The sequence below is a fragment of the Nocardiopsis deserti genome (genome assembly GCF_008638355.1).
GTDB lineage: Bacteria > Actinomycetota > Actinomycetes > Streptosporangiales > Streptosporangiaceae > Nocardiopsis > Nocardiopsis alborubida.
The window spans coordinates 61,020-77,294 of the sequence record NZ_VWVS01000013.1; the positions used below are offsets into that span (position 1 = coordinate 61,020).

Annotated in this window: 12 protein-coding genes; 8 read left to right on the forward strand and 4 right to left on the reverse strand. The window is 71.1% G+C overall.

Annotated features, from left to right (window positions below):
- Window positions 1-147: 147 nt before the first annotated feature.
- Window positions 148-1,431 carry a sugar ABC transporter substrate-binding protein gene (locus tag FYW99_RS17140; protein ID WP_150253039.1) on the forward strand — a complete coding sequence of 428 codons (1,284 nt, stop codon included), beginning with the start codon at window positions 148-150 and terminating at the stop codon, window positions 1,429-1,431.
- Between the two features lie 112 nt (window positions 1,432-1,543).
- The gene (locus tag FYW99_RS17145) at window positions 1,544-2,449 is read left to right on the forward strand and encodes a carbohydrate ABC transporter permease (RefSeq protein ID WP_150253264.1); all 906 of its coding nucleotides are present in this window, start codon (window positions 1,544-1,546) and stop codon (window positions 2,447-2,449) included.
- Window positions 2,450-2,472: 23 nt separating this feature from the next.
- Here FYW99_RS17145 and FYW99_RS17150 read toward each other — a convergent pair whose 3' ends face one another.
- Complete coding sequence (locus FYW99_RS17150; protein WP_150253040.1) at window positions 2,473-2,772, reverse strand: hypothetical protein; 300 nt, start codon at window positions 2,770-2,772, stop codon at window positions 2,473-2,475.
- 169 nt (window positions 2,773-2,941) lie between these two features.
- Here FYW99_RS17150 and FYW99_RS17155 point away from each other — a divergent pair, with 169 nt between their 5' ends.
- Window positions 2,942-3,841, forward strand: coding sequence for a carbohydrate ABC transporter permease (locus FYW99_RS17155; RefSeq protein ID WP_061078901.1), 900 nt, complete (start codon window positions 2,942-2,944; stop codon window positions 3,839-3,841).
- A 337-nt stretch (window positions 3,842-4,178) separates the two neighbouring features.
- Here the strand turns inward: FYW99_RS17155 and FYW99_RS17160 are convergent, their stop codons facing one another.
- Entirely contained in the window at window positions 4,179-5,738 is a 1,560-nt protein-coding gene (locus FYW99_RS17160) for a long-chain-fatty-acid--CoA ligase (RefSeq protein WP_150253041.1), read from the reverse strand.
- Between the two features lie 364 nt (window positions 5,739-6,102).
- On the opposite strand from FYW99_RS17160, the gene leuS reads away from it, so the two are divergent.
- The 3 genes from leuS to FYW99_RS17175 all read left to right on the forward strand — a co-directional run bounded on the left by leuS (window position 6,103) and on the right by FYW99_RS17175 (window position 10,177).
- Window positions 6,103-8,598: a leucine--tRNA ligase gene (leuS, locus tag FYW99_RS17165; protein ID WP_150253042.1), complete on the forward strand. Its 2,496-nt coding sequence runs from the start codon at window positions 6,103-6,105 to the stop codon at window positions 8,596-8,598.
- 86 nt (window positions 8,599-8,684) lie between these two features.
- Window positions 8,685-9,275, forward strand: a complete 591-nt coding sequence (locus FYW99_RS17170; protein WP_150253043.1) for a carbohydrate kinase family protein — start codon at window positions 8,685-8,687, stop codon at window positions 9,273-9,275.
- A gap of 275 nt (window positions 9,276-9,550) precedes the next feature.
- Window positions 9,551-10,177: a hypothetical protein gene (locus tag FYW99_RS17175; RefSeq protein WP_150253265.1), complete on the forward strand. Its 627-nt coding sequence runs from the start codon at window positions 9,551-9,553 to the stop codon at window positions 10,175-10,177.
- Between the two features lie 13 nt (window positions 10,178-10,190).
- Here the strand turns inward: FYW99_RS17175 and FYW99_RS17180 are convergent, their stop codons facing one another.
- Together FYW99_RS17180 and lexA are read right to left on the reverse strand one after the other, a co-directional pair.
- The gene (locus FYW99_RS17180; RefSeq protein ID WP_150253044.1) at window positions 10,191-11,282 is read right to left on the reverse strand and encodes an alpha/beta hydrolase family protein; all 1,092 of its coding nucleotides are present in this window, start codon (window positions 11,280-11,282) and stop codon (window positions 10,191-10,193) included.
- A 108-nt stretch (window positions 11,283-11,390) separates the two neighbouring features.
- Window positions 11,391-12,110: a transcriptional repressor LexA gene (lexA, locus tag FYW99_RS17185; RefSeq protein WP_150253045.1), complete on the reverse strand. Its 720-nt coding sequence runs from the start codon at window positions 12,108-12,110 to the stop codon at window positions 11,391-11,393.
- Window positions 12,111-12,762: 652 nt separating this feature from the next.
- On the opposite strand from lexA, the gene nrdR reads away from it, so the two are divergent.
- Both nrdR and FYW99_RS17195 read left to right on the forward strand, forming a co-directional pair.
- Complete coding sequence (nrdR, locus tag FYW99_RS17190; protein WP_150253046.1) at window positions 12,763-13,266, forward strand: transcriptional regulator NrdR; 504 nt, start codon at window positions 12,763-12,765, stop codon at window positions 13,264-13,266.
- Window positions 13,267-13,373: 107 nt separating this feature from the next.
- Complete coding sequence (locus FYW99_RS17195) at window positions 13,374-16,217, forward strand: vitamin B12-dependent ribonucleotide reductase (protein ID WP_150253047.1); 2,844 nt, start codon at window positions 13,374-13,376, stop codon at window positions 16,215-16,217.
- Window positions 16,218-16,275: the final 58 nt, after the last annotated feature.

Genomic DNA, 16,275 nt, shown 5'->3' on the forward strand with positions numbered 1-16,275 from the left:
GCCGTACCGGCCGCGACACTCCGGACATGCCCTGCCCTCTAACAGCTCAGACACAAAAGGCAGTGGTTTACTTCACTCGACGCGGTTCTTTACGTAGGTTTCCTACCAACCCTCAGGGGACCCTCGAAAGGAACGGGAGGCGTGCCGATGGCCCGCAGACGAACCCACAAGTACGTTCCGCTCCCCGCCGCCGTCGCGGCGCTGGTCCTGGCCGCGACGGCGTGCGGGAGCGGAGGAGGCGGGGCCTCCGGCTCCGACGGCCTCCTGGTCTGGATCATGCAGGGCACCAACCCCGACGAGACGGGGTTCTTCGAGGCAGCCAACGCCGCGTTCACCGAGGAGACCGGCATCGAGGTCGACGTCGAGTTCGTGCCCTGGCAGGACGCCCAGAACAAGATCTCCACCGCCATCGCGGGCGGCACCATGCCCGACGTCGCCGAGCTCGGCAACACCTTCACGCCCGGGTTCGCCGACGCCGGAGCCCTGCACGACCTGTCCGGCTACGGCATCGACACCTCCCAGTACATCCCCGGCCTGATGGAGATGGGCCAGCTCGGCGAGGGCGTCTACGGCGTCCCCTGGTACGCCTCCATCCGCTCCGTCGTCTACCGCAGCGACGTCTTCGAGGAGCACGGCCTGGAGGTCCCCGAGAACTGGGAGGAGCTGCGCGAGACCGCCCTGGCCCTGTCCGAGGCCGAGGAGGACATGATCGCCTTCCCCGTCCCGGGCGACGCCCAGTACTCGGTCATGCCGTGGATCTGGGGCGGCGGCGGGGAGATCGCCGTCGAGCAGCCCGACGGCACCTGGGTCTCGGAGATCGACAGCGAGGAGGCCCGCGCCGGGGTCGGGTTCTTCACCGACCTGGCCCTGGAGGACGGCACCTCCACCACCGGCGCCGTCAACTGGAACGAGATCGCCGTCATGGAGGCCGTCGCCGACGAGGAGGCCGCCATGGCCATCCTCGGCAGCGCCAACCCCAAGGCCATCCTGGAGGCCAACCCCGACCTGGAGGGCAGGCTCGGCTCCTTCACCCTGCCCGGCCAGGACGGTGGGTACATGCCCTCCTTCGCGGGCGGCTCGCTGCTGTCGGTCTTCGAGGGCACCGGCCAGGAGGAGGCCGCCTGGCAGTACGTCCAGCACCTGACCGGCGAGGAGTTCGCCATGCGCTGGGCCGAGGAGACCGGCTTCTTCCCGGGCGTGGTCGACCGGGTCGACACCTTCTCCTCCTCCGCCGACCCCATTCTGGAGCCCTTCGCCGTCCAGCTCAACGAGGCCAGCCGGGGTGTGCCCGTCACCCCCGCCTGGACCCAGGTCGAGGCCGAGAAGGTCCTGGTCGGCATGCAGCAGGACATCCTCAACGGCGAGGCCACCGTGGAGGAGGCCACCGAGAACGCGGCCAACGAGATCGAGCGCATCCTCAACGGGGGGTAGACACGTGCGAACACCGGTCGGGTTGGGCACCGCCAGCAGCGAACCGGGGCCGAAGGCCCGCCGCTCCGCCGAGCCGTCACCGCGACGGTCCCGGCCGCGGCGGGCGCCGCTCCTGGGCCAGCGCGGACGCAGGGCGCTCCTGCCCTGGGTGCTGCTCGCCCCCGCGCTGACGGTCATCGGACTGCTGCTGTTGCTCCCGCTCGGCCGGATCGTGTGGCTGTCCTTCCGCGAGTACCAGCTGCGCAACCTCGTCTCGGGCGAGTCCGACTTCATCGGGCTCGCCAACTACGCCGCCCTGCTCACCGACCCCTACCTGTGGCGGGTCGCCCTGCTCAACACGGTGGCCTTCGCGGTGGTCGCGGTGGTCACCACCATCGTCGTGGGCACGCTGGTGGCGCTGCTGCTGGCCACACTGCGTCCGGTGCCCCGGATCATCGTGGTCTCCTGCATCATGGTCGCCTGGGCCATGCCCGCGGTCAGCGGCACCTACGTGTGGATCTGGATCTTCGACGTCGACAGCGGCGTCGTCTCCCAGGCCCTGACCTCCCTGGGCCTGCTGGAGCCCTCCGGGTACAACTGGTTCGCCGACCGGCTGTTCTTCTACGCCATCGTCACGCTCAACGTGGTGCACGGGGGCTTCCCGTTCGTGGCGGTCACGGTCCTGGCCGGACTGCTCACGGTCCCCGGCGAACTGCACGAGGCCGCGCGCATCGACGGCGCGGGTGCCTGGAAGCGCTTCTGGCACGTCACGTTCCCGGTGCTGCGCCCGGTGTTCGCCGTGGTCACCGTGCTCTCCACCATCTGGGACTTCAAGGTGTTCGCGCAGATCTACCTCATGCCCGGCGGCGACGTGGGCGGCTCGGAGATGCTCAACCTGGGCGTGTGGTCCTACGTGCGCTCCTTCGGCCACAACGACTACGGCCTGGGCTCGGCCATCGCCGTGCTGCTCACCCTGCTGCTCCTGGTGATCACCGTGTTCTACCTGCGCGCGCTCTTCCGAGAGGACGAGCTCCGATGAGCACGGCGGCCTCCGCGGCCCGCTCAGCTGGCGGGGCCGTGGACCCCCGCCACCAGCTTGTCGCGGACGCGGCGCCAGTCGACCGAGGCCAGGGAGCGCCGGTCGAGGTCCTCGCGCACCGCGCCCATGGTTCGCAGGTCGTACTCGCCCAGCGGACGCCCGTCGTCGTTGTCCCGGTTGACCAGGTTCTCGACGTAGGCGTGCAGCAGCCGCCCGCTGGGGTCGCGCAGGGCGTGCCGGACGGCGCGGTCCCGGAAGCGCGCGTCATGGGGGATCCAGCTGATGACGACCTCGGTGGGGGAGGGTCCGGCGGAATCGCGCACGGCGCTACGCCACCGTCTCCGGAGACCCTGTCGACACGGCCCTCACTCCTTCTCCGCCGCCGGGGTGCGAAGGACGTCCCGCCCCGGACAGTCGAGCAGTCTAACGGCCCCGTCCGAGCCCGGAACAACCGGATTCAGGCCTCCGGTCACCGCTGAGGAAGGAACGCCCGTGGTCACGCGCACAGAGGCACCCGCCGCCGACACCGACTGGGAGGGCCGCGTCCGCGACGCCCGCCGCAGGGGTGACGTCCGGCGGACGGGACGGTTCCTGGCCAAGTCCGCCGGGGTGGCCGTCCTGCTGCTGTTCACGCTCTTCCCCGTCTACTTCATGCTCATCAGCGCGTTCTCGGACCGGGCCACCTCGGGGGCCGGGGCGCTGCTGCCCGCCGGGCTGTCCCTGGACAACTTCGTCTACGTGCTCACCGAGGCCAGGTTCGGCCAGTACATGCTCAACTCGCTCACGGTCGCCTGCATCACCGTGGCCGGAGCGTGCGTGCTGTCGCTGCTGGCCGCCGTGGCGGTGGCCCGCTTCCGGTTCCGCTTCCGCACCGCGGTGCTGGTGATGATCCTCATCGTGCAGATGGTGCCGCTGGAGGCGCTGGTCATCCCGCTCTTCCTCCAGGTGCGCGACCTCCAGCTGCTCAACACCATGCTCGGCCTGGGCGTGGTCTACGTGGCGCTGTCCCTGCCGCTGGCGGTGTGGATGATGCGCGGCTTCGTGGCCGCCGTGCCCGTGGAGGTGGAGGAGGCCGCCTACATCGACGGGGCCTCCTGGGGCCAGATGTTCTGGCGGGTGCTGTTCCCGCTGGTGGCGCCCGGCCTGGTGGCCACGGCCATCTTCTCGTTCATCGTGGCGTGGAACGAGTTCGTGCTGGCGCTGACCTTCATGACCCAGAGCGAGAACTACACGGTGGCGGTCGGCCTGCGCCAGTTCTTCGGCCAGTACGCCAACGACTGGGGGCACGTGATGGCCGCCTCCACCCTCATCACCATCCCGGTCATGGTCTTCTTCGTCCTCGTGCAGCGCTTCCTGGTCTCCGGGCTCGTCCAGGGAGCCGTCAAGGGGTGAGGGCGGGGCCGCCCGTCCTCGGGGGGAGGGTTCGGGCGTCCGCGGGGTTCTGGAGGCGGCGCAGGCGGGACTGGGAGCAGGCTGCGCCGTAGGCGTCGGTCGAGGGCGGTGGGCGACGGGTGGGTACGGGCCGTCTCGCCGGAGGCGCCGCTGTGCCTGCTGCGACCCGGTTCCCGTACCGCAGGGCGCCCGAACCAGGAGAGTGCTGTGCGCAGTGGCCGTTGAGGGTGGCGGCCCGCCCCGTCGCGGAGCGCCCCGGCGGGCGGTGGCGGGCGACGGGCGGGCCGAAGCGAAGCGGAGGCCCCGAGGGACAGGACCGGCCCCGCCGCGCGGGGAGTCAGCCGCGCAGCTCGCGCTTGAGGATCTTACCGGTGGAGGTCATCGGCAGCTCGGTGCGGAACTCCACCTCGCGCGGGTACTTGTACCCGGCCAGGCGCTCCTTGGCCCACGCGACGAGCCCCTCGGCGGTGACCTCGGCGCCCTCCTTGGGGATCACGAACGCCTTGACCTCCTCGCCGTGGGTGTCGTGGGGCACGCCCACGACCGCGGCCAGGCTGACCGCCTCGTGGGTCATCAGGACCTCCTCGACCTCACGCGGGTAGACGTTGTAGCCGCCGCGGATGATCATGTCCTTGGACCGGTCGACGATGAAGTAGAAGCCCTCCTCGTCGCGGCGGGCGATGTCCCCGGTGCGGAACCAGCCGTCGCGGATCACCTCCGCGTTGACCTCGGGGCGGTTGTGGTACCCCTTCATCACGCAGTGCCCGCGCACCGCGATCTCACCCTCCTCCGCGGCCTCGTTCCACTCGGGGTCGATGAGCTTCATCTCCACCCCCCACACCGGCAGCCCGATGGAGCCGGTCTTGGCCTTGACCTTGGGGTTGTTGAACGACACCACCGGGGAGGTCTCGGACAGGCCGTAGCCCTCCTTGATGCCCACGCCGAAGGTCTTGGTGAAGTCCTCGGCGAGCTGGCCGGGCAGGGCGGCGCCGCCGGAGACCGCGTCCACCATGTTGCCCGCGATCGTCTCCAGGTCGTAGGTGCCGGGCTCGGCGGCCTGGACGGCGCCCAGCAGCCCCCAGTACATGGTGGGCACGCCCGCGAAGGCGGTGACGCCCTCCTTCTCCATGAGTCTGAGCGCCTCGGCGCCGTCGAAGCGCGGCATGAGGACCATCGTGCCGTGCCGGTACAGGGCCGCGTTGAGCATGACCGTCTGGCCGAAGATGTGGAACAGCGGCAGGACCACGAGGGCGACGTCGCGGCCGTCGGGGTGGGGCTCGACCAGTCTGGAGGAGCCGACCGCGTTCAGCAGCAGGTTGTGGTGGCTCAGCTCGGCGCCCTTGGGCTTGCCGGTGGTGCCGCTGGTGTAGATGATGACCGCGGTGTCTTCGGAACCGGCCTGCACCGTCTCGAACTCGCCGGGCTGGCCCTCCAGCGCCTTCCAGAAGGTCTCGGCGCCGTCGATGGTCGACTCCGTGGCACCCGGGGAGGCGGGCAGGTCCACGTAGAACTCGCAGGAGTCCACCTGGCCGAAGGCCTCGAAGGCGCGCTCGCCCAGCGGGAGCTCCGGGGTGCCGGTGAAGGCGAAGAGCGCCCTGGCTCCGGAGTCCTCCAGGTGGTAGGCGATCTCGCGCGGGGTCAGCAGCACGTTCAGCGGCACGACCACCGCGCCCGCCTTGAGGGCGCCGAAGTACACGAAGGGGAAGTAGGGCACGTTGGGGCTGGCCAACGCGATCCGGTCCCCCGGCCTGATTCCGCGCGCGACCAGCAGGTTGGCCACCTGGTTGGCGATCATGTTGGTGATCGCGTAGTTCAGGCGCAGGTCGCCGAAGACCAGGCACTCCTTCTCCGGAGCCGACCGGGCGCCGTCCTCCAGAAGCACGGACAGGTTGAGCATGGGGCCTCCCGCAGCCAGATGGGTCCAGTGAACGCACGACGATTCGGGATGATGTGACCCGCATCGCGTGTTCTGCGCCACTTTGACGGCAGAGTAACAAACCGGCCGGTCGGTGTGGAGGGGGCGAGAGTCCGTAATCTCACCGATCTTCCGCTTCGCCCTCCATGAGCCCGCCGCCGAGCGCGGGACGCGGCGGCAGCGGGCCCGTCCGCACGGGGGAGCAGAGAGCGGGGTGCACCGATCCGGGCCCGGGCCAGCGCCCCGGGCGCACCCTCACGGGGCGGGGAAAACCCGTCCGCGCCCCGACCCGCCAACCGCTAACCTGAGTCGTGTACACCCCGAACCGGCTAAGGAACACGTGGCGATGACAGCGGTAGACGGCGACCAGACGACGGGCGACACCTACGACGCCCGCGCCCTCCAGGACAAGTGGCAGGCGCGCTGGGCCGCCGAGCTTCCGTTCCAGGCCGACGAGGACCCCGCGGACAGCCGCCCGCGCTCCTACATCGTCGACATGTTCGCCTACCCCTCCGGCGACCTGCACATGGGCCACGCGGAGGCCTACGCCATCGGCGACGTCATCAGCCGCTACCGCCTCCAACGCGGCGACAACGTCCTGCACCCGGTGGGCTGGGACTCCTTCGGCCTGCCCGCCGAGAACGCGGCCATCAAGAACAACTCCCACCCCGCCGAGTGGACCTACGCCAACATCGAGACCCAGGCGGCCTCGTTCCGGCGCTACGGCATCAGCGTGGACTGGTCGCGCCGCCTGCACACCAGTGACCCCGAGTACTACCGCTGGAACCAGTGGCTGTTCACGCGCTTCTTCGAGCGCGGACTGGCCTACCGCAAGGACGGCCACGTCAACTGGTGCCCCCAGGACCAGACCGTGCTGGCCAACGAGCAGGTCGTGCAGGGCAGGTGCGAGCGCTGCGGAGCCGACGTCGTGCGGCGCAGCCTCAACCAGTGGTACTTCCGCATCACCGACTACGCCCAGCGCCTGCTGGACGACATGGACCAGCTCGACGACGGCCGCTGGCCGGACGAGATCCTGGCCATGCAGCGCAACTGGATCGGCCGCTCCACCGGAGCCGACGTCCACTTCGCCATCGAGGGCCGCGACGAGCCCGTCACCGTCTTCACCACCCGGCCCGACACCCTCTACGGGGCCACCTTCTTCGTCGTGGCCGCCGACGCCGACCTGGCCGACGAGCTGTGCGCGCCCGAGCAGCGCGAGGCCTTCGACGCCTACCGCTCCGACGTCGCCAAGCTCTCCGACATCGAGCGCCAGGCCACCGAGCGCCCCAAGACCGGCGTGTTCCTGGGCCGCTACGCGATCAACCCCGTCAACGGCGAGCGCATGCCCGTGTGGGCTGCCGACTACGTCCTGGCCGACTACGGCCACGGCGCCATCATGGCCGTGCCCGCGCACGACCAGCGCGACCTGGACTTCGCCCTGGCCTTCGACCTGCCGGTCCGGGTCGTGGTGGAGACCGGCGAGCCCGACCCCGTCGAGACGGGCACGGCCACCGCGGGGGAGGGCGTCCTGCGCGACTCCGGCCCGCTGGACGGCCTGGCCAAGACCGAGGCCATCGCGCGCATCATCGAGATCCTGGCCGAGCGCGGCACCGGACAGGGCACGATCAACTACCGCCTGCGCGACTGGCTGCTCTCCCGCCAGCGCTACTGGGGCACCCCCATCCCGATCATCCACTGCCCCTCCTGCGGGGAGGTGCCCGTCCCCGACGAGCAGCTGCCCGTCACCCTGCCCGAACTCAAGGGCGCCGAGCTGGCCCCCAAGGGCGTCTCGCCCCTGGCCGCGGCCACCGAGTGGGTCAACGTCGACTGCCCCTCCTGCGGCGGCCCCGCCGAGCGCGACACCGACACCATGGACACCTTCGTGGACTCGTCCTGGTACTTCCTGCGCTACTGCTCGCCGCGCCTGGACACCGCCCCCTTCGACACCGAGGCCGTGGAGAAGTGGGGGCCGGTGGACCACTACATCGGCGGCAAGGAGCACGCCACGCTCCACCTGATGTACGCCCGGTTCTTCACCAAGGTTCTGCACGACATGGGCATGGTCTCCTTCACCGAGCCCTTCCGCCGCCTGACCAACCAGGGCCAGGTCATCAACCAGGGCCGCGCCATGTCCAAGTCCCTGGGCAACGGCGTGGACCTGGGCAAGGAGATCGACGCCTACGGCGTGGACGCGGTCCGGCTGACCATGCTCTTCGCCTCTCCGCCCGAGGAGGACGTGGACTGGGCCGACGTCTCCGTCGTCGCCGCGCAGAAGTTCCTCAACCGCGCCTACCGGGTGATGAGCGAGACGGGCGCGGCCAGCGCGCCGGGCACCGACCCCGCCAGGGGTGACACCGACCTGCGCCGCACCACCCACCGCACCGTCGACCAGATCACCTCCCTGGTCGAGTCCCGGCGGTTCAACGTGGCCATCGCCCGCACCATGGAGCTGGTCTCGGCCGCCCGCAAGGCCATCGACTCCGGTCCCGGCGCCGCCGACCCGGCGGTCCGCGAGGCCGCCGAGGCCGTGGCCGTCGCCCTGTCCCTGTTCGCGCCCTACGTGGCCGAGGAGGGCTGGGAGAAGCTCGGCCGCACCGGCAGCGTCGCCGTCGGCAACTGGCCCGTGGTCGACCCGGCCCTGCTGGTGCAGGAGTCCGTGACCTGCGTGGTGCAGGTGCAGAGCAAGGTCCGTGACAAGCTGTCCGTGGCGCCCGACATCGACCCGGCGGAGCTGGAGCGGCTGGCCCTGGCCTCGGAGAAGGCACAGGGCTTCATCGGCGACAAGCAGATCCGCAAGGTGGTCGTGCGCGCGCCCAAGCTGGTGAACATCGTCGTCGGCTGACCAGGCACACCGGAGGCGGCGGCCGCGTGCAGCGGCCGCCGCCCGTGTGCGGTCGGCGCGGTGACCGACAGGGAGGCGGTGGCCGGGTGGGTCCCCTCGCGCGGGTGGCCGTGATCGGCGCGGGCACGGTGGTGCTGTCCGCGGTGGCGATCGGCGGCGGACTGTGGCTGTCCGGGGACGACCCGGGCGTGCCCGAGAGCGGCGACGCCCACGCCGCCGCGCCCGGGTGCGCGGTGGTCTCGGACGCGCTCGTCACCGGCCTCGTGCCGGGCGCGGTCCTGGAGTCCTCCGAGCACGGTCCCCTGGCGGACGGCGACAGCACCACGTGCTCGTGGTCCTCCGCCGGCCTGGCCGACGGGCCACAGGGGGTGCTCCGGCTGGACCTGTCCGCCCGTTTCACCGACACCACGGGCGAGGAGCCGGTCACCGGCGCCCAGCGGGCGCGGGAGGCCTACACCGCCCTGGTACCGGCGCGCGGCGAGGCCGTGGAGCTGCCCGCAGGGGAGGGCCGGGTGTGGCGCGGCCAGGTGCCCGGCACCGCGGAGCTGGCCTTCCCCGCCGACAACCTGCTGGTGCGGGTGTCCTACGCCGGGACCTCCGGCACCGAGCCGGTCGGATTCGGCGAGGCCCGGGACCTGGCAGTGGAGTTCGCCGTGCAGCTCGGAGAGGCCCTGTGAGCGACCAGCACCCCGATGCGCGGGACCCCGAACAGCCCCAGGCACACCAGCCTCCGCAACCTCAGTCCCAGTGGGAGCACGAGGGGCCACAGCCGCAGGGGCCACAGGAACCTTCGCAGGCGCACGAGCACCAGCAGCCTCCGCCACCGCCCCAGGCACGACAGCCCCACGGGCAACAACAGACCTACCACCCCCACCAGGCCCCGCAGGGGCAGTATCCGCCGCCCCCCAACCCCCCGTGGCAGCAGCCCCGCCCCCAGCAGCCCGCACCCGAGGTGGTGGCCTCCGTCCAGCCGCAGAGCCGGGGCTGCGCCACCGTCGCCGTGGTCGCCGCAGTCCTGGTGCTGGCCGTGCTCGCCGCCGGGGCGATCTGGTACGTGGTGGCGCGCGACAACCCGGAGACGGGCGCCTTCGGGGCGGCGCCCGAGTGCTCCGTCGCCGAGACCGGGACGCTGGACGAACTCGTGCCCGGCCACGAGCTGGAGGTCGAGGAGCCGGTCGGCAGCGTACAGGAGGCGTTCGGCTCGGGCTGGCAGTGCCGGTGGGCGACCCCCGGCGGCCCGGGCGAGCGGGTCCCGGCCACCGCGACGCTGGTGGCGGTGGCCGCCCCCGACCCGGGCGGCGTCACGACGGCCGTCGACAACCTGCGCACCACCACCTCCCGGTACGAGACGCAGGAGCTGGAAGGCGTCGGCGAGGAGGCGGTCGCCTGGGTGCAGGAGGACCCGTACACGGTCGCCTGCGTCGGCGCCCGGGTGTCCAACCTGTACCTGGAGACCTGTTACAGCGTGGCGGCCAGCTACGACGCGCAGAACCCGGGAGACCGGGAGCGCATGGTCACGGGCGCCAAGGAGCTCGCGCTGTCCGTGACGGAGGCGCTGCCGGACTCCATTCCCGAGTGAGGCCCCGGCGCGGCTACCAGGCCGTGCCCAGGAACTCCTCCAGCGCGGGTGCGACCTCCTCGGCGAAGGGGCGCTGCTCGTCCAGGACCGTGGCCCCGGGCTCGTCCAGGTAGCGGCGGAAGACGTGGTCGGTGTCGGGGACGTCCACCCGCCGGGCGCCCTCCAGACCGGTCATCAGCCGGTCCACGTCATCCCGGGAGACCTGCGTGTCCTCCTCTCCCCACAGCACCAGCACCGGGGTCCCCCCGGGCAGGTCCTCCGCCAGTTCGACGGGGTCGAAGGCGTCCATGTAGGCCAGGAAGTCCTCGTTGGCGAGGGTGTAGACGCCGAACACGCCCCCGCTGGGCATCTCCACGTCGCTGAGCGCACGCCCGGACCTGATCGCGGCCCGTCCGGCGCGGGCGTCGGAGAGCAGCTGGACCACCTGCCTCTCCTCCACCTGGCCCGAGGCCTCGACGGTACGCATCTGCTCGGTGAGCTGGCGGTCGACCAGGTCGAGGTAGCGCGTACCGGGAGGCGCGGCGAGCACGAGCGCGGGGGAGGGGTGCTCCGCACCGATGAGCTCGTGGGCGCGCAGCGCGTACAGGGCGCCCTCGCTGTGCCCGACGACGACCACCCGCTCGGGGTCCACCTCGGGCTGGGCGACGAGCTCCTCGTAGGCGGCCGCGACCTGCTCGTCGAAGATCACGGGGTCCACAGGTGCGATCTCACCGGGACCCGGCGTCTCGAAGTCCGGACCGCTGCCGTACTTGTCGTAGCGCAGCGAGGCCACCCCGACGTCGGCGAGCACGCGGGACAGGTTCTGGTTGGTACCGGCGTTGGGGCGCACGGAGCTGTTGCCGTCGCGGTCGGTGGGACCGCTGCCGGAGATGATGAGCGCGCCCGGAACGGTGCCGGAGACGCCCTCGGGCATCCGGAAGGTGCCCGACACCTGGTGCCCGCCGCCCTCGAAGGCCACCTCGCGTTCGACGCCGCCGACCCCCGGTGCCTCGGCGGCCCCGTCGTCGGCGGGGGCGCAGGCGGCGGTGGACAACAGGACGGCGCTGACCGCACCGACCAACGCGGTACGCCAGCGGGCGGCGGGGGAGGAGGCACGTGTGAACACCTCCTCAGACTAGCGGCCCGCGCCCGTCGGCCCCGCGTCGTCCACAGGGGGAAGCGCCCCCGATCCCTCCGAGGGGAGAGGGACCGGAGGCGCGGGTACGCGGGCCCTTCAGACGCGGCGCATGACCGCGACCACCTTGCCGAGGATGGTGGCGTCGTCGCCGTTGATCGGCTCGTAGGCCTCGTTGCGCGGCATCAGCCACACGTGGCCGCCCTCCTCGCGGCGCAGCACCTTGACGGTCGCCTCGTCGTCGAGCAGCGCCGCCACGATGTCGCCGTTGTTGGCGTCCTGCTGCTGGCGCACCACCACCATGTCGCCGTCGGTGATGGCGGCGTCGGTCATCGAGTCACCGACGACGGTGAGCATGAACAGGCGCCCCTCACCCACCAGCTGACGCGGCAGGGCGAGCACGTCCTCCACCGACTCCTCGGCCAGGATCGGACCGCCGGCGGCGATCCGGCCGACCAGCGGCACGGCGGCGGCGCGTGAGAGGTCGATGTCCTCGGGGACCAGGGTCCGCCCGGAGGCGCGCCCGGGCGTGCGCAGCTCGACCGCGCGCGGCCGGTTCTGGTCACGGTGCAGGTAGCCCTTGCGCTGGAGGACCTTGAGCTGGTGCGCCACGCTGGACGGGCTGGACAGGCCGACCGCTTCCCCGATTTCCCTTATCGACGGGGGGAAACCCCGTTCCCGGACATAGCGCTGGATGCAGTTCAGCACGCTCTGCTGGCGTGCGGTGAGTTTGGGGGCTTCGGGCGTGGACCCGCCCGCGTTCTCCGCTGGTGCGAGAACGGTGGCGGTATCTGCGGTTCCGGGATTCTCCTCCGGCACGGCCGGGCCTCCTCGGCATTCGGTTCGGTCAGGGCCTGCTTGTGTGACTGGCCACCCCCGGTCCGCGACCGTGCCGACCTGGGGGTCCACGTGATGGCGAAACCGGTGTGAAATCAAGGTCAACTTTAGTCGTTGCACACGGTGATATCAAACAAGCGTTCGAGGCCGGGGGAAATTGCCGCCGCGCGTATTCGCGGTCAATTTCCGGCCTGCACTTACGTGTGTACACGCGTTCACGCACTGTTGTCCCCGGAATGTGCGAACGCGTGCCCGCGACAGCGGTTCCGGCCAGGCGCGGGGGTCTTATCCTGGGGCGTCGGCTCGACCGAAATCCCGGTGGCGCCGGGATTCCGGTGCCCGCCGCCGGGGGCGCGGCGGCTCCGGTCGGCGACGCTATCCTTGACCGCGGTGCCGGGTCCCCGGAGCAGTCCGACCGCGCCGAATCCCCCCGCCCCACCCCGCCGCCGCGGGTCGCGACGCCGCGCGGTCGCTCGCCCGTGTCGGAACACACCCGCGCCAGGGTTGCGGCGGGTCAGGAAGGAGTCTAGGTTCGACCACAACATCTGGTGTTGCGACAGGAGTGGTTGCCCAGAAGTTGTGGTTTAGTGGTACCTAGGCGTTGTCGTTCGGTGAGAGAAGCAGGTGAACCAGGGTGCACTGTCCGTTCTGTCGCCATCCGGACACCAGGGTGATCGACAGCAGGTCCACCGACGACGGCGCGGCCATCCGGCGCCGCCGGTCCTGCCCCGTCTGCGAGCGCAGGTTCACCACCCAGGAGACCGTCCTGCTGATGGTGGCCAAGCGCTCGGGGGTCACCGAGCCCTTCAGCCGGACCAAGATCATCGCCGGGGTGCGCCGGGCCTGCCAGGGCCGTCCCGTCTCCGAGGACGCCCTGGCCAAGCTCGGCCAGCAGGTCGAGGAGGAGATCCGCGGCCGCGGCGTGGCCGAGGTCCCGGCCCACGAGATCGGCCTGGCCATCCTCGGCCCGATGCGTGACCTGGACGAGGTCGCCTACCTGCACTTCGCCAGCGTCTACCGCGGCTTCGAGAGCCTCTCCGACTTCGAGGCCGAGATCGCCAGCCTGCGCCAGGACCGCGAGGCCGAGACCGACAGGGGCGCCGGGGCCGACGGCCGGAGCGGCGCCACCACGGGATAGCGCCCCCGCGGCCGCACACCGACCGCGCGCGGGGCCACACCACTCCCGGTACAGAGGACGCCGGGCACGGTCGGTGACCGTGCCCACGAGTGAGGGGAGGCCCGGCGATGACGGAAACCGCCAGCGGCCCGGCCGGACGCAAGGGCAAGGGAAGCCGCAAGGGGATCAGGGTGAAGCGGGTCTTCACCTCCCCGGGCACGCACCCCTACGACTCCCTGGAGTGGGAGCGCCGCGACGTCGTCATGACCAACTGGCGCGACGGCACGGTCAACTTCGAGCAGCGCGGAGTGGAGTTCCCCACCTCCTGGTCGATGAACGCCACCCAGATCGTGGCGAGCAAGTACTTCCGCGGCGCGGTCGGCACCCCCGAGCGCGAGTGGAGCCTCAAACAGCTCATCGACCGCGTCGTCGGCGTCTACACCGAGACCGGCCGCGAGCACGGCTACTTCGCCTCCGCCGAGGACGCCGAGGTCTTCGACCACGAGCTCAAGCACGCCCTCGCCCACCAGCTGTTCAGCTTCAACTCCCCGGTGTGGTTCAACGTCGGTACGAGTGCAAAAGCCCAGGTCAGCGCGTGTTTTATCCTCTCCGTGGACGACACCATGGAGTCGATCCTGGACTGGTACAAGGAGGAGGGGATCATCTTCAAGGGCGGGTCCGGCGCGGGTGTGAACCTGTCGCGCATCCGCTCCAGCAAGGAGCTGCTCTCCTCCGGCGGGACCGCCTCCGGGCCCGTCTCCTTCATGCGCGGCGCCGACGCCTCGGCCGGGACCATCAAGTCCGGCGGCGCCACCCGCCGGGCCGCCAAGATGGTCGTGCTGGACGTCGACCACCCCGACATCGAGGACTTCGTCGAGACCAAGGCCCGCGAGGAGCACAAGATCCGTGCCCTGCGCGACGCCGGGTTCGACGTCGACCTCGGCGGCGACGACATGTTCAGCGTCCAGTACCAGAACGCCAACAACTCCGTGCGGGTCTCCGACGCGTTCATGCGCGCCGTGGAGAGCGGCTCGGACTTCGGCCTGACCTCGCGCACCACCGGAGAGGTCGTCGCCACGGTGGACGCCAGGGAGCTGTTCCAGCGCATGGCCAAGGCCGCCTGGGAGTGCGCGGACCCGGGCATCCAGTACGACGGCACGATCCAGGACTGGCACACCACACCCGAGAGCGGACGTATCAGTGCCAGCAATCCGTGCTCGGAATACCTCCATTTGGACGATTCGTCCTGCAACCTGGCCTCGATCAACCTGCTGAAGTTCCTGCGTGAGGACGACGCCTTCGACGTGGAGCGCTTCACCGCGCTCACCGAACTGGTCATCACGGCGATGGACGTCTCCATCACCTTCGCCGACTTCCCCACGGAGAAGATCGGAGAGACCACCCGCGCCTACCGGCAGCTCGGCATCGGTTACGCCAACCTGGGCGCCCTGCTCATGGCGACCGGCCACGCCTACGACTCCGAGGGCGGGCGCGCCGTCGCCGCCGCGGTGACCTCGCTGATGACCGGCACCGCCTACCGGCGCAGCGCCGAGCTGGCCGGGGTGGTCGGCCCCTACGACGGCTACCGGCGCAACGAGCAGGCCCACAAGCGGGTCATGCGCAAGCACGCCGCCGCCAACGACGACCTGCGCACCGTCGGAACCCTGGAGGAGCCGATCCACGCCTCGGCCACCCGTGAGTGGGCCGAGTGCCTCAGGATCGGCGAGCGCAACGGTTGGCGCAACGCCCAGGCGAGCCTTCTCGCGCCCACCGGGACCATAGGCTTCATGCTCGACTGCGACACCACCGGCATCGAGCCGGACTTCTCGCTGGTCAAGTTCAAGAAGCTGGTCGGCGGCGGCTCCATGCAGATCGTCAACCAGGCCATCCCGCGCGCGCTGGGCAACCTCGGCTACCAGGACGAGCAGGTCGAGGCCATCGTCGAGTACATCTCCGACAACGGCCACGTCGTGGACGCGCCCGGTCTGCGCACCGAGCACTACGAGGTGTTCGACTGCGCGATGGGGCGCCGCTACATCCGGCCCATGGGCCACGTGCGGATGATGGCCTCGGTGCAGCCCTTCCTGTCCGGCGCGATCTCCAAGACGGTGAACGTGCCGGAGGAGGCCTCGGTCGAGGACTTCGAGCACATCTACTTCGAGGGCTGGCGGATGGGCCTGAAGGCGCTCGCCGTCTACCGTGACAACTGCAAGGTGGGCCAGCCGCTGTCCACCGGCGGGACGCGGGAGAAGGAGGCCGAACCCGAGGTGCGGACCGTCGAGGTGCACCGGCCGGTCCGCCGCCGCCTGCCCAAGAAGCGTCCGAGCGAGACCACGTCGTTCTCCGTGGGCGGGGCCGAGGGCTACATCACCGCGGGCTCCTACCCGGACGACGGCCTGGGCGAGGTGTTCATGAAGCTCGGCAAGCAGGGGTCCACCCTGGCCGGGGTGATGGACGCCTTCTCCATCGCGATCTCCATCGCCCTCCAGTACGGGGTTCCGCTGGAGACCTACGTGGACAAGTTCACGAACATGCGGTTCGACCCGGCGGGCATGACCGACGACCCGGACATCCGCATGGCCCAGTCGGTGGTGGACTACATCTTCCGCCGCCTGGCCCTGGACCACCTCCCCTACGAGGAGCGCGCCGCGCTGGGGGTGCTGTCGGCCGCCGAGCGCCAGGCGCAGGTGGCGGGGGAGGACCCGGCCCAGGTCGCCACGCAGGTGGAGTCCTACGCCCAGTCCGCGGCCACCCGCGGGGCGGACGCCGTAGAGGAGGCTCCGGCGGCCCCGGTGGAGGAGCCGCACGCGGCGGCGGAGCGGCCGACCCGGGCGCACTCCACCGCGGAGCTGATGGAGGGCAAGGGCTTCGTGGCGGACGCGCCGCTGTGCGTGACCTGCGGTACCAAGATGCGCCCGTCGGGCAGCTGCTACGCCTGTGAGGGCTGCGGGGCCACCAGCGGTTGCAGCTGATCCGCGGCGGACGGACGAGCCGGGGAGGGGGCGGATCCGCGCCCCTCCCCGACGCACG

What these genes read in the sequence shown, in the direction of transcription:
- FYW99_RS17140 (WP_150253039.1), top strand. Translation starts at nt 148, where the DNA reads ATGGCCCGCAGACGAACCCACAAGTACGTTCCGCTCCCCGCCGCCGTC.
- FYW99_RS17160 (WP_150253041.1), bottom strand. Translation starts at nt 5,738, where the DNA reads ATGCTCAACCTGTCCGTGCTTCTGGAGGACGGCGCCCGGTCGGCTCCG.
- leuS (WP_150253042.1), top strand. Translation starts at nt 6,103, where the DNA reads ATGACAGCGGTAGACGGCGACCAGACGACGGGCGACACCTACGACGCC.
- FYW99_RS17195 (WP_150253047.1), top strand. Translation starts at nt 13,374, where the DNA reads ATGACGGAAACCGCCAGCGGCCCGGCCGGACGCAAGGGCAAGGGAAGC.